The sequence below is a fragment of the Acidovorax sp. GW823-FHT01C06 genome (assembly GCF_058798375.1).
Genome location: NZ_JBXAKN010000004.1, coordinates 340,797 through 353,577, shown reverse-complemented (window position 1 = coordinate 353,577; position 12,781 = coordinate 340,797). Strand labels below are relative to the sequence as shown.

General features: G+C 68.0%; 11 protein-coding genes. 4 read left to right on the top strand and 7 right to left on the bottom strand.

What is annotated here, in order from left to right; all coding sequences use genetic code 11:
• Positions 1-80: 80 nt before the first annotated feature.
• The 6 genes from garD to AC1RCS_RS12040 form a co-directional block, all read right to left on the bottom strand.
• On the bottom strand, positions 81-1,655 hold the full coding sequence (gene garD / locus AC1RCS_RS12065) for a galactarate dehydratase (protein WP_255591065.1): 1,575 nt from the start codon (positions 1,653-1,655) through the stop codon (positions 81-83).
• A 45-nt stretch (positions 1,656-1,700) separates the two neighbouring features.
• Entirely contained in the window at positions 1,701-2,993 is a 1,293-nt protein-coding gene (locus tag AC1RCS_RS12060) for a TRAP transporter large permease (protein ID WP_218296005.1), read from the bottom strand.
• A gap of 217 nt (positions 2,994-3,210) precedes the next feature.
• Positions 3,211-3,699 (bottom strand): TRAP transporter small permease, encoded by a 489-nt coding sequence (locus tag AC1RCS_RS12055; RefSeq protein ID WP_218296006.1) that lies wholly within the window; start codon positions 3,697-3,699, stop codon positions 3,211-3,213.
• A 71-nt stretch (positions 3,700-3,770) separates the two neighbouring features.
• Positions 3,771-4,748: a TRAP transporter substrate-binding protein gene (locus tag AC1RCS_RS12050; RefSeq protein ID WP_218296007.1), complete on the bottom strand. Its 978-nt coding sequence runs from the start codon at positions 4,746-4,748 to the stop codon at positions 3,771-3,773.
• Between the two features lie 57 nt (positions 4,749-4,805).
• Positions 4,806-5,702, bottom strand: coding sequence for an SMP-30/gluconolactonase/LRE family protein (locus AC1RCS_RS12045; RefSeq protein WP_492244537.1), 897 nt, complete (start codon positions 5,700-5,702; stop codon positions 4,806-4,808).
• 8 nt (positions 5,703-5,710) lie between these two features.
• Complete coding sequence (locus AC1RCS_RS12040) at positions 5,711-6,529, bottom strand: NAD-dependent epimerase/dehydratase family protein (RefSeq protein ID WP_492244538.1); 819 nt, start codon at positions 6,527-6,529, stop codon at positions 5,711-5,713.
• A gap of 128 nt (positions 6,530-6,657) precedes the next feature.
• Here AC1RCS_RS12040 and AC1RCS_RS12035 point away from each other — a divergent pair, with 128 nt between their 5' ends.
• The 3 genes from AC1RCS_RS12035 to AC1RCS_RS12025 all read left to right on the top strand — a co-directional run bounded on the left by AC1RCS_RS12035 (position 6,658) and on the right by AC1RCS_RS12025 (position 9,847).
• A complete protein-coding gene (locus AC1RCS_RS12035; protein ID WP_218296010.1) occupies positions 6,658-7,386 on the top strand; it encodes a FadR/GntR family transcriptional regulator in 729 nt (242 codons plus the stop codon).
• Positions 7,387-7,723: 337 nt separating this feature from the next.
• The gene (locus AC1RCS_RS12030; protein ID WP_492244539.1) at positions 7,724-9,163 is read left to right on the top strand and encodes an aldehyde dehydrogenase family protein; all 1,440 of its coding nucleotides are present in this window, start codon (positions 7,724-7,726) and stop codon (positions 9,161-9,163) included.
• A 366-nt stretch (positions 9,164-9,529) separates the two neighbouring features.
• Positions 9,530-9,847 carry a hypothetical protein gene (locus AC1RCS_RS12025; RefSeq protein ID WP_218296012.1) on the top strand — a complete coding sequence of 106 codons (318 nt, stop codon included), beginning with the start codon at positions 9,530-9,532 and terminating at the stop codon, positions 9,845-9,847.
• Positions 9,848-9,941: 94 nt separating this feature from the next.
• On the opposite strand, the gene AC1RCS_RS12020 is transcribed toward AC1RCS_RS12025, so the two are convergent.
• Complete coding sequence (locus AC1RCS_RS12020; protein ID WP_492244540.1) at positions 9,942-11,576, bottom strand: ABC transporter permease; 1,635 nt, start codon at positions 11,574-11,576, stop codon at positions 9,942-9,944.
• A gap of 125 nt (positions 11,577-11,701) precedes the next feature.
• Between AC1RCS_RS12020 and AC1RCS_RS12015 the strand changes: the two genes are divergently transcribed.
• Entirely contained in the window at positions 11,702-12,766 is a 1,065-nt protein-coding gene (locus AC1RCS_RS12015; protein WP_218296014.1) for an ABC transporter ATP-binding protein, read from the top strand.
• Positions 12,767-12,781: the final 15 nt, after the last annotated feature.

Here is a 12,781-nt window from a genome sequence, read left to right as displayed (position 1 = left end):
GCGCTGGGAGCGTCCCCCTCCCGGATTGCGCAGCAATGCGAGAGAGGGGGAAGGCGCGAAGCGACTCAGGGGGTGTCACTTCAAGTCACCGGCGCGGGGTTGAACAGCACCAGCGCGTTGTGCAGCTTCCACTGCTCGGCCCAGGTCTTCTTGCGGCCGCTGGCCACGTCGAGCAGCAGGTGGAACATCTCCCAGCCCAGGTCTTCAATGCTGGCCTCGCCGTCGGCGATCTTGCCGGCGTTGATGTCCATCAGGTCATTCCAGCGGCGGGCCAGGTCGGTGCGCGTGGCCACCTTGACCACGGGGCATTCGGCCAGGCCGTAGGGCGTGCCCCGGCCGGTGGTGAACACGTGCAGGTTCATGCCAGCGGCCAGCTGCAGCGTGCCGCAGATGAAGTCGCTGGCGGGCGTGGCGGCGTACACCAGGCCGCGTTGGTCACGGTGCAGCTTCTCGCCCGGGGCCAGCACGTGCGAGATCGGAGCAGTGCCGCTCTTGATGATGGAGCCCATGGCCTTTTCGGCGATGTTGGACAAGCCACCGGCCTTGTTGCCCGGCGTGGTGTTGGCGGCGCGGTCCACGCGGCCCCGGTCGAGGTACTGGTCGTACCAGCCCAGTTCGCGCACGATGGACTGGGCCACTTCGGGCGTGGCGGCGCGGCTGGTGAGCTGCTCCACGGCATCGCGCACCTCGGTGTTTTCACTGAACATCACGGTGGCGCCGGCGCGCACCAGCAGGTCGGCGCAAAAGCCCACGGCTGGGTTGGCGGTGACGCCCGAGAACGCATCGCTGCCGCCGCACTGCACGCCCAGCACCAGCTCGCTGGCGGGGATGGTCTCGCGGCGGCGGGCGTTCAGCCGTGTGAGGTGCGGGCGCGCGCTTTGCACGATGTGGTCGAGCATGGACATGAAGCCCACATGCTCTTCGGCCTGCAGGCACACGGTCTCCGGGCCCAGCGCCGCATCACGCTCGTCGGTGATGGGAAAGCTGCCCGGGGGCAGCAGGCGGTCGGGCTGGAGCTTTTCGCAGCCCAGGCTCACCACCATGACCTCACCCCCAAAGTTGGGATTGAGGCTGATGTTGCGCAGGGTGCGGATGGGGATGATGGCGTCGGGCGCATCGATGGCCACGCCGCAGCCATAGGTGTGCTCCAGGCCGATCACGTCATCCACCTGCGGGTACAGCGGCAGCAGCTCCGCCTTGATGCGGCGCACCGCCAGGGCCACGACCCCCGCCACACACTGCACGGTGGTGGTGATGGCCAGGATGTTGCGCGTGCCCACCGAGCCGTCTGCGTTGCGGTAGCCCTCGAAGGTGTAGCCCGTGAGCGGTTCGAGCACGGGCGGCTTCACGGTGGCCATGGGCAGACCTTCGAGCGCGCGGGCCGAAGGCATCTGCAGCAGGCGCTCGTGCACCCAGCTGCCTGCCGGGATGGGCTTGAGCGCGTAGCCGATGGGCACGTTGTAGCGGCGCACCACCTCCCCTTCGGCCATGTCCGTCAACGCCACCTTGTGGCCTTGGGGCACCTTGTCGCGCAGGGTGACGCCCGCGCCCGGCACGCCCTCGGGCAGCACCGTGCCTGCGGGCAGGCCACCGTCGTTGGCGACGATGGCGACGTTGTCGTCCGCGTGCATGCGGATGGTGAGGGGTTCTCGCATCGGGTCGTTCACTTCATGTCCGCTTCGTGTTTTGCACGGCCGTGCTCATCCACCGGCCTTCAGCACCAGGTCCGGCAACCACATCGAAAACTGTGGCACGTAGGTCACCAGCATCAGCGCCACGATGAGTGCGCTGTAGAACGGCCAGATGGTCTTCATCACCTCGCCCACGGAGATGCCGCCGATGGTGCAGCCGATAAACTGCGTGGTGCCCACCGGCGGCGTGTTCAGGCCCAGCGCGCAGTTGATGAGCATGACGATGCCGAACTGCTCGGTGGTCATGCCGAATTGCTGGCAGATGGGCAGGAAGATGGGCGTGCAGATGAGGATGGTGGCCGCCATGTCCAGGAAGGTGCCGAGCACGAACAGGATGATGTTCACGCACAGGAAGATCACCCAGGGCGAGGTGCTCATGGACTTGAGCGCATCGCCCGTCAGCTCGGCCACGCCGTACAGGCCGATCAGGTAGCCGAACATGGACGAGATGCCGATCAGCAGCAGCACGGTGCCCGTGGTCTTGACGGCCTTGGAGGCGGCCTTGAGGAACTGTTCGCGCGTGAGCTTCTTGTAGACGAAGACCGACAGCACCAGGGCCCACACCACGGCCACCGAGGCAGATTCGGTGGCCGTGAACGCCCCCGACAGAATGCCCGCGATGATGATGACCACCACCGCCAGCCCGGGGACTGACGCTCTGAAGGAGATCCACACGATCTCCCAGCCGGGGAAAGTGCCCGCAGGGTAGCCGCGCTTGACGGCCACCAGGTAGGCCGCCAGCAGATTGCACACCGTGAGCAGCAGCGCCGGCACGATGCCCGCGAGGATCAGCGCCGCGATGCTCACCTTGCCGCCCGCAGCCAAGGTGAAGATGATCAGGTTGTGCGACGTGGGCATGAGCGCGCCCACCAGCGAGGCGTGCGTGGTCACGTTCACCGCATAGTCGGCGTGGTAGCCCTCTTTCTTCATCTGCGGGATGAGCACGGCGCCCATGGCGGACACGTCGGCCACGGGCGAACCCGACACACCGCCGAACAGCGTGCAGGCGAGCACATTGCTCATGCCCAGACCGCCGCGCACATGGCCGGCCACGCTCTTGGCAAAGTCCACGATGCGGTCGGCGATGCCGCCGTACATCATGATCTCGCCCGCGAAGATGAAGAACGGAATCGCCAGGAACGAGAACGGGTTCATGCCCGAAATCATCTGCTGGAAGCCCACGGCCAGCGGCAGGCCTTCATACAGGATGGTGGCCAGCGACGACAGGCCGATCGAAAACGCCACGGGCACGCCCAGCAGCAGCAGGAGCGTGAAGGTCACGCACAGAATGGTCAACGCCATGATGGTGGAATCTTTACAGGAACGTTAGGGTGCTGGGCGGTACGCTGGGATTGCTTCGATCGTCCCCGGGGCGCTCCGCATGCGGCGGGCGTGACCCAGGCCAGGGCAGCCGAGCCAGGGCCGCCCCGCCGCGAGGGCTGCGTCCCCCTGCCCGCGTGGCGCAGCCATGCGAGAGCGGGGGGAAGCGCTGAAAGCGCTCAGGGGGGTGTGCTTCATCTCAATGCCAGGCGGGCTCGACCTCTGTGCCGCGGACCAGGGCAATGATGTGCTCCAGGGAGAACATCGCCACCAGCACGCCAGCGAGCGCGGGGGGAACGTACTTGAACGCTTCGGAGATGCCGAGCGTGGGAATCTTGTAGGGCGCCACGGACTCGGCCAGCACGCCGCAGTTCCAGGCCATGACCACGCCGAAGACCAGCACCAGCACGTGGATCACGATTTCCAGCTTGTGGCGCAGCCAGTCGGGCGCCAGTACCAGGAACGATTCGAGGCCGATATGGCCCGCGTCACGCACACCCACCGCCATGCCCAGCATGGTGACGTACAACACCAGCAGCACCGCGCCGCTTTCGGCCCAGGTCGGCGTGTTGTTGAAGATGTAGCGGCCGATGACCTGGTAAAGCACGGCGCAGACCAGCAGCACCAGCCCCGCCACCCCCAGTTGCAGACAAGAGCGCGCGATGAAGGCGCAAAGACGCGTGTACATAGAGAACATTCAGAAGACGGAAGGAGGGACCCGCCACAGGACGCACGGCCCTGTGGCATGGAACGCCAGGATTACTGCACCGCGTCGATGCGCTTGACCATGTCCTGGAGCTTGGGGTCCTTCAGGAACTTGTCATACACCGGCTTCATCGCCGTCTTGAAGGCCGCCTTGTCGATCTCCACGATCTGCGCGCCGCCGGCCTTGACGGTGGCCAGGGACTTTTCTTCACGCTCGTCCCAGATCTTGCGCATGAAGCCCACCGATTCCTTGGCGGCGGCGCGGATGGCCTTCTGGTCGTCGGCGCTCAGCGTGTCCCACACGCGCTTGCTGAACAGCAGGATCTCGGGCGCCATCGAGTGCTCGGTCTTGTTGAAGTACTTGGCCACTTCGAAGTGGCGCGAGCTTTCGTAGCTGGGGTAGTTGTTTTCGGCGGCGTCCACCAGGCCGGTCTTGAGCGCGGTGTAGACCTCGCCGAAGGGCATGGGGGTGGCGTTGGCGCCCATGGCCTCGAGCAGGGACACCCACAGGTCGCTCTGCTGCACGCGCACCTTCAGGCCCTTGACGTCGGCCAGGGTCTTGACGGGCTTCTTCACGGTGTAGATCGAGCGCGCGCCGCTGTCGTAGAAGGCCAGGCCCACGAAGCCCTGCGATTCGCAGTCCTTCAGGATCTCGTCACCGATGGCGCCATCGAGCACCTTGCGCATGTGTTCCTTGTCGCGGAACAGGAAGGGCATGGTGGGCACCATGGTGGCGGGGCAGATGTTGTTCATGGGCGCGACGTTCACGCGCGTCATGGCGATGGCGCCCAGCTTGGTCTGCTCGATGGTGTCCTTCTCGATGCCCAGGGAGCCCTTGGCGTACACCTTGATGCTGTGCTTGCCGCCCGTGGCCTTGGACAGCGTCTCGCCCATGTGGCGCACGGCCAGCACGGTGGGGTAGTCCTCGGGGTGGATGTCCGACGAGCGGAATTCCGTGGCCTGCGCGGTGAGGCCGCCGAGCACGATGCTGGCGGCAAACGCCACGCGGCCCATCAATTGGGGAATTTTCATGGTTGTCTCCTGGGTTGAAGTGTTGTGAATGGGGGAGAGTTCCGAAGCCTGTTGTCTTCAGGCGCTCCGATAGGGTGTTTCCGGCAACCCCGCCACGCCGGGGCGGGTGGCAAAAATGGCGCCGCCCAGCGCCACGTCGTCGCCCTGGGGCTGCCCGGGGCGGATGGAGGTGATGAACAGCACGTCCAGCCCCGGGCCGCCGAAGCTGCACATCGAGGGCTTGCTGGTGGGCACGGCGATGGACCGGTCCAGGCGGCCGTCGGGCGTGAAGCGGTGCACCACGCCGGCGTCGTTGCCGCAGATCCAGTAGCAGCCGTCGGCATCCACCGCGCCGCCGTCGGGCCGGCCGGGCAGATCGCGCATGTCCACGAACAGCGAGCGCTCGCCCAGGGACCCATCGTCGTGCAGCGGCAACTGCCAGATCTGCTGCACGCTCGGGTGGCTGTCGCTCAGGTACAGGGTCTTGCCGTCGGGGCTGAAGCCCAGGCCGTTCTGCGTGACCAGTCCCTGCACCTGCGGTGCCGACAGGCCGCGCTGTCCGTCCATGCGGTACAGGCTGCCCGCGGCCTGCGCCAGCGACATGTCGCGCACCATGGTGCCCGCCCAGAAGCGGCCCTGGCGGTCGCAGCGGCCGTCGTTGAAGCGCATGCCGGGCCGGGGGTGGTCCACGCCGGCCAGCAGGGTGGCGGCCAGGGTGCCCCCCACTTGGGGCTGCAGGTGAAAGACGCCCGTGTCCATGCCTGCGATCAGCCCGCCGGCCGCATGCAGCGCGATGCAGGCGGGGCGCTCCACCGTCTCCCAGCTTTGCACGCGCTGGTCCGCATAGGTCCAGCGGTGCAGCTGGCGGCCTTCGATGTCCACCCAGTAGAGCGCCTGCTCGGCGGGGCTCCAGACGGGGCTTTCGCCCACCTGGTCGCGGTGGTCGGGCAGCAGCAGGTCCACGGGGGACGTCATCGGGGCGCTCATTCGAAAGGACCCGTGCGCACGAACGGGCCGCCCTGGTAGATCACGGCGGGGTCGGTCAGGTCGGGGTGCGGGTCGGCCGCCTCGACCTTGGCGCGGAAGGGCTCGGAGCTGTCCTGCGGCCGGTAGCCGATGTGGCGCGCCAGCGTGTTGTCCCACCAGATGGTGGTGTTGTCGCCCATGCCGTAGATGGTGCTGTGGCCCACCACCGGAGCGGTCAGGCTGGCGACCACCAGGCGCTCCAGGTCGTCATAGCTCATCCAGGTGGCGAGCATCCGGCGGTTGCAGGGTTCCGGGAACGAGGAGCCGATGCGCAGGCACACCGTCTCGATGCCATGGCGGTCGAAGTAAAAACGGGAGAGGTCTTCGCCAAACGCCTTGGACAGGCCGTACAGGCCGTCGGGCCGGGCCGGGTCCTTGAGGCCCACCACCTCGTCTTGCCGGTAGAAGCCGGTGACGTGGTTGGAACTGGCGAACACCACCCGCTTGACGCCCTGCTTGCGCGCCGCTTCATACAGGTTGTAGGCACCGATGATGTTGGCCTGCAGGATCGGCTCCCAGGGCTGTTCGGTGGACACGCCGCCCAGGTGCACCACGGCGTCGACGCCCTCCAGGAGCGCGAGCATGGCACCGGCATCCTCCAGCCGCGCGGGGCGCACCTCTTCCCCCGCGCCTTCCTGGCCCAGGTCGGCCACGTCGGACAGGCGCAAGGTGCCGCAGTAGGCTTTCAGGCGCCTGCGCAGCTCGCGCCCCAGCCCCCCGGCCGCCCCGGTCAGTAACAAGCGTTGGAAACGGATGGGGGTGGGATGGCAAGGCATGGCGGTTACAAAGGCGGGGGTTCTTGGTACAGTGGCAACAGATTCTGTTGAACGTCATCAGTTGTCGTACAACAAAAATGCAATGTACTGCTTCTCCCCACGGCGCCACATAGGGATAACACCAAGAGATGAACACCGATACCGCGCTTCGCCGCAAGCCCCGCACCCTGGCCCTGGAACTGGTCGATTCCCTGGGGGACCGCATCCGCGATGGCAGCCTGGCACTGGGCGACAAGCTCCCCACCGAAGCGGCCATCATGGCCGAGTTCAGCGTCAGCCGCACCGTCGTGCGCGAGGCGATTTCCAAGCTGCAGGCCTCCGGCCTGGTGGAAACACGGCACGGCATCGGCACCTTTGTGCTGGGGCTGGGGCAGGCACCGGGCTTCAAGATCACCCCCGACCAGTTCAGCACGCTGCGCGACGTGATCGCGGTGCTGGAGCTGCGCATCGGCGTGGAAACCGAGGCGGCCGCATTGGCCGCCCAGCGCCGCACCGAGGCCAACCTGAAGGCCATGCGCGAGGCGCTTGATGCGGTGGCCGCCGCCGTGGATGCCGGCCGCGACGCGGTGGCGGCGGATTTCCAGTTCCACCTGGAAATTGCGCGCGCCACGCAGAACAGCCATTTCGCCGAACTGATGGGCACGCTGGGCAGCATGATCATCCCGCGCGCGCGGCTGGCCTCACCGGATTCGGGGGACGATGAACGGCGCCAGTACCTGCGCCGCGTCAATGGCGAACACGAAAGCATCTACGACGCCATCGTGGGCCAGGACCCCGACGCCGCGCGGGCCGCCATGCGCACCCATCTGGCCAACAGCCGCGAGCGCAGGCGGCGCGCGCAGGCCGAGGCGAGTTGACGCGCCCGCGCCGTGGGCATCGGCCCTCTCCTCTGCCAGATGCGAAGTGCCCGGTTGTCTCATCAGTACTAACCCGCAGGTCTAAGAGGTCTCAAATGTTGTACGATGACATACAACAAGACTTTCAAGCCCGTTGGCCGCACGACGGCAGATGGCGGCGGGCACCTGCGGGCGAGCTGCCCGCGCCGCGCCACCGCCACCCGGCCTTGCGGTACGCTGCGCAGCCACAGCCCGTCGGCGCCCCGCCACGGGCCCTGGGTGCGGCGCGGCATTCCGCCGAGGGCAGGCACTGCCTTCCGCACACCCTTTTCACTTCACTCACCAACCCACCACAGCCATGCATGCAAACCTGATCGGCGGCGCCTGGACAGACGGCGTCCGCACCTATAGCAACACCAACCCCTCGGACACCCGCGACGTGATCGGCGACTACGCCGTGGCCAGCCGCGAGCAGGCGCTGGAGGCCGTGTCGGCAGCCCACGCGGCCTTCCCGGTCTGGAGCGTGTCCACGCCCCAGCAGCGTTTTGACATCCTGGACGCGGTGGGCAACGAGATCATCGCCCGCAAGGCCGAGCTCGGTGACCTGCTGGCACGCGAAGAAGGCAAGACCCTGCCCGAGGCGATTGGCGAAGTGGGCCGCGCGGCCGCCATCTTCAAGTTCTTCGCCGGCGAGGCGCTGCGCCCCGGTGGCGAAGTGATGCCGTCCGTGCGCCCCGGCGTGGGCATCGAGATCACGCGCGAGCCCCTGGGGGTGATCGGCATCATCACGCCGTGGAACTTCCCCATCGCCATCCCGGCCTGGAAGATCGCCCCGGCACTGGCCTATGGCAACTGCGTGGTGTTCAAGCCCGCCGAAGTGGTGCCCGGCTCTGCCTGGGCGCTGGCCGACATCCTGCACCGCGCGGGCCTGCCGGCCGGCGTGTTCAATCTGGTGATGGGCCGCGGCGCTGAAGTGGGCCAGGTGTTGCTGGAAGACGAGCGCATTGCCGGCGTGAGCTTCACCGGATCCGTGGGCACGGGCCAGCGCGTGGCCGCTGCCTGCGTGCCGCGCGGCGCCAAGGTGCAATTGGAGATGGGCGGCAAGAACCCCTTCGTGGTGCTCGATGACGCCGACCTGGCCGTGGCCGTGGGCGCTGCCGTCAACAGCGGCTTCTTCTCCACCGGCCAGCGCTGCACCGCCAGCAGCCGCGTGATCGTGACCGAGGGCATCCACGACCGTTTCGTGGCCGCCATGGTCGAGAAGATGAAGACCCTGAAGGTGGACGACGCGCGCAAGGCCGGCACCGACATCGGCCCCGTGGTGGACGACCGCCAGCTGGCGCAGGACCTGGAATACATCGGCATCGGCCAGCAGGAGGGCGCCAAGCTCGCCTTCGGCGGCGAGGCCCTGGAGAAGAACGCCGACGGCGCACCCGGCTTCTACCTGCGCCCGGCCCTGTTCACCGAGACCACGCCTGGCATGCGCATCAACCGCGAAGAGATCTTCGGCCCCGTGGTGAGCGTGTTGCGCGCGAAGAACTACGACGAAGCGCTGGCCCTGGCCAACGACACGCCCTTCGGCCTGGCCAGCGGCATCGCCACCACCAGCCTCAAGCACGCCACGCACTTCAAGCGCCACGCGCAAGCCGGCATGGTGATGGTGAACCTGCCCACGGCCGGCGTGGACTACCACGTGCCGTTCGGCGGCCGCAAGAGCAGCAGCTACGGCCCGCGCGAGCAGGGCCGCTACGCCGCCGAGTTCTACACGACGGTGAAGACCGCCTACACGCAGGCCTGAACCGGGGGCCTTCCCGCATCACCGGCCCTGCGGACGGTGGTGCGCGGGCACGGCGCACCACCCGCCGGGTTTTGAGCAAAATGGCTCGCAAGCGCTCATGGGTAAAACGCTGACAGCTATTCTATTGATAGCAAACAATGCCTATGCTGGTGGTGGTGTGCCCGGCAACCGGGAGCGAGAACATGCCAGGGGCGGCACGCCCACCGTCCGCGAGCCGCCACGCGGCAGGGCCCGGCAAAGATAAAGCCGCAGGGCGGACTCCAAAAATGTATCCAATGGTTACACTGACGATGCCGCCTTGTTTCACGGGCGGCAGTGTCCATCCCTGCCCTCTCTTCTTCATCCCCCGCACGGGGAATCTGCGCCATGAAAATCTCCCCCCTCTTCGCCGCCCTGGCCCTTGTTCTTTCGGCCAGCAGCGCGGTGCACGCCGCAGATGACTACAACCGCCCACCCGCGGGCGACGCGCAGTTTCGCCAGTGCCTGAGCCATTCCGCCAAGGTCTACCAGGGCGGCAACGAAGCCAGCCCCATCAAGGGCCAGACCAAGGCCCAGGCGTGGTGCACCTGCATGTGGAACGAAACGCCCGAGGACTTCAAGGGCAACCTGGTGACCTTCTCCGAAACCCGCAAGGGCAAGGAAACCAACAAGCTGTGCGAGAAGCACGCCGACTGGAGCGAATGAACGAGCGCCCGGGCACTGCTCACAGGCCCCATGAACAAAGCCGCCCTCGGGCGGCTTTGTTCATTGCGCAGGCGCCCGGAACGTGCTGACGGTCTCAGGCCCGGCTGCGCAGGGTGCGGCTGAGCAAAATCACGGGAACCAGCCCCACCGCCACCAGCGCCAGCGACGGCAAGGCCGCCTCGCCCAGCCGCTCGTCGCGCGCCAGCTGGTAGGCCACCACGGCGAGGGTGTCGCTGTTGAAGGGGCGCAGCACCATCGTGGCGGGCAGCTCCTTCATCACGTCCACGAACACCAGCAGCGCGGCGGCGGCGGTGGAACGCTTGAGCAGCGGCCAGTGCACGCGCGCCAGCAGCCCGCGGCTGCCGACACCCAGCATGCGGGCCGAGTCGTCCAGGCTGAGCGGAATGCGCGCGTAGCCGCTCTGCATGGACTGCAGGGCCACCGCGCAGAACCGCACGAGGTAGGCCCAGACGATGCCAAACGCCGTGGCGGTGACGAGCGCGCCCACGCCCCACTGCGGCATGGCCGCCTGCAGCCAGCCCACGGGCAGCAGCAGGCCCACCACGATGACGGCGCCCGGCACCGCATAGCCGACGCTGGCCAGCTGCACCACGCCGCGCGTGATGGGGTCGGGCTGGCGGCGCACCGCAAAGGCCAGCGCCAGCGCGATGGCCACCGCCAGCGCGGCCGTGATGCCGCCCAGGCGCACGCTGTGCCAGGCCCATTCCATGAAGCGCTCCCACGGCAGCACCGACCAGTCGGCCGCCAGCGGCCGCAGCATGAAGGCCACTGGCGCCACGAAACCCATGACCACCGGCACCGTGCAGACCGCCCATGCCGCCCAGCGGCGCGCTCCGCGCAGCGCCAGGGGCTGCGCCTCGGCCGAGCCCGCGCGCCCGCCGCCGGTGGCAAAACGCATGCGCTTTTGCGCACGGTGCTCCATGTGCAGCAGCACCATCACCACCACCAGCAGCATGGTGGCGAGTTGCGCGGCCGCCAGGCGGTTGTCCATGGACAGCCAGGCCTTGTAGATGCCGGTGGTGAAGGTCTGGATGCCGAAATAGCTCGCCACGCCGAAGTCGGCCAGGGTTTCCATCAGCACCAGCGCCACGCCGGCGGCGACGGCGGGGCGCGCCAGCGGCAGGGCCACCGCGCGGATGCGGCGCGGCAGCGGCGCGCCCAGCAGGCGCGCGGCCTCCATGAGGTGCGCGGCACGCTCGCCCAGCGCCGTGCGCGCCAGCAGGTAGACATACGGGTACAGCGAGAAGATGAACACCCACACCGCGCCGCCCAGGCTGCGCACTTCGGGCAGGAGGCGGCCTTCGAGGCCGAAGGTGCTGCGCAGGCCCACCTGCAGGGGGCCGCTGAACTGCAGGAAGTCGGTGTACGCGTAGGCCGTCACATAGGCGGGCATGGCCAGCGGTAGCAGCAGCAGCCACTCCAGGGTGCGGCGGCCGGGAAAGTCGAACAGCGTCACGGCCGCCGCGGCGCTGGTGCCCACGATGGCGGCGCCCAGCGCCACCATCACGCTCAGCTGCAATGTGGTCCACACATAGCCGGGCAGCACGGTGGCGGCCATCTCGCGCAGGATGGCCCCGGCCTGGGCGTCGCCCTGGCCCGAGGGCGAGAACGGAAGCCACGAGGCCAGCACCGCCAGCACGGGCAATGCCAGAAAGCCTGCGAACAGGACCAGGGGAATGGTGCGAAAGGCGAAGGGCGTGCGGCGCAAGGGGCGGGAGCTCGGCAGAGGGGGTGGGAAGAAAACGCACACCCGCACGGACGGCAACCGGGCAACGCTCAGGAATGCAAATGCGAATTTTAAGCATTCACTCCCCTACCCCATAAAATGCAGACATGTTTCTTGAGGTCTCCCAACTCGAAGTGCGCTATGCGGGCCGTGCGCAGGCCGCGGTGCAAGGTGTCACGCTGGGCCTGCACGCAGGCGATATCGGCGTGCTGATCGGCCCCTCGGGCTGCGGCAAGACGACGCTGCTGCGCGCGGTGGCGGGGCTGGAGCCGGTGAGCGGCGGCGAAATCCGGCTGACCAAGGGCCTCGTGAGCAGTGCCGCGCTGAGCGTGCCGCCCGAACTGCGGCGCATCGGCATGGTGTTCCAGGACTACGCCCTGTTTCCGCACCTGTCGGTGGGCCGCAACGTGGCGTTCGGCATCCACGCGCTGCCCCGGGCCGAGCAGGCCGCGCGCGTGACCGAGGTGCTTCAGCTGGTGGGGCTAGAAGGCAGCGAGAACCGCTTTCCGCACGAACTCTCCGGAGGCCAGCAACAGCGCGTGGCGCTGGCACGCGCCCTGGCGCCGCGCCCGCAGCTCATGCTGCTGGACGAGCCCTTCTCCAACCTCGACGTGGACCTGCGCGAGCGCCTCGCGCACGAGGTGCGCGGCATCCTGAAGGCCGCGGGCGCCACGGCGCTGTTCGTCACGCACGACCAGTTCGAGGCCTTTGCCATCGGCGATGTGATCGGCGTGATGCACGAGGGCCGCCTGCACCAGTGGGACGACGCGTACACCCTGTACCACCGCCCCGCCACGCGCTTCGTGGCCGACTTCATCGGGCACGGCGTGTTCGCCCCCGCCACGCTGGTGCAGCGCGGCAACAACGTGGTGGCGCAAACGCCCCTGGGCGAACTGACCGACCTGGACGAATGCCCCCTGCCCGGCAGCTACCCGGGCGGCGAATGCGATGTGCTGCTGCGCGCCGACGACATCGTGCACGACGACGATGCGCCGGTGCAGGCGCAGATCGTGCGCAAGTCGTTCCGGGGCGCCGAATTCCTCTACACGCTGCGCCTGGCCAGCGGCCAGACCATGCTGGCCCACGTGCCCAGCCACCACGACCACGCCCTGGGCGAATGGATCGGCATCCGCGCGCAGGTGGACCATGTGGTGACCTTCCCCCGCGAGTGACGGCGTGCGCGGCCC

What these genes read in the sequence shown, in the direction of transcription:
- garD (WP_255591065.1), bottom strand. Translation starts at nt 1,655, where the DNA reads ATGCGAGAACCCCTCACCATCCGCATGCACGCGGACGACAACGTCGCC.
- AC1RCS_RS12060 (WP_218296005.1), bottom strand. Translation starts at nt 2,993, where the DNA reads ATGGCGTTGACCATTCTGTGCGTGACCTTCACGCTCCTGCTGCTGCTG.
- AC1RCS_RS12055 (WP_218296006.1), bottom strand. Translation starts at nt 3,699, where the DNA reads ATGTACACGCGTCTTTGCGCCTTCATCGCGCGCTCTTGTCTGCAACTG.
- AC1RCS_RS12050 (WP_218296007.1), bottom strand. Translation starts at nt 4,748, where the DNA reads ATGAAAATTCCCCAATTGATGGGCCGCGTGGCGTTTGCCGCCAGCATC.
- AC1RCS_RS12045 (WP_492244537.1), bottom strand. Translation starts at nt 5,702, where the DNA reads ATGACGTCCCCCGTGGACCTGCTGCTGCCCGACCACCGCGACCAGGTG.
- AC1RCS_RS12040 (WP_492244538.1), bottom strand. Translation starts at nt 6,529, where the DNA reads ATGCCTTGCCATCCCACCCCCATCCGTTTCCAACGCTTGTTACTGACC.
- AC1RCS_RS12035 (WP_218296010.1), top strand. Translation starts at nt 6,658, where the DNA reads ATGAACACCGATACCGCGCTTCGCCGCAAGCCCCGCACCCTGGCCCTG.
- AC1RCS_RS12030 (WP_492244539.1), top strand. Translation starts at nt 7,724, where the DNA reads ATGCATGCAAACCTGATCGGCGGCGCCTGGACAGACGGCGTCCGCACC.
- AC1RCS_RS12025 (WP_218296012.1), top strand. Translation starts at nt 9,530, where the DNA reads ATGAAAATCTCCCCCCTCTTCGCCGCCCTGGCCCTTGTTCTTTCGGCC.
- AC1RCS_RS12015 (WP_218296014.1), top strand. Translation starts at nt 11,702, where the DNA reads ATGTTTCTTGAGGTCTCCCAACTCGAAGTGCGCTATGCGGGCCGTGCG.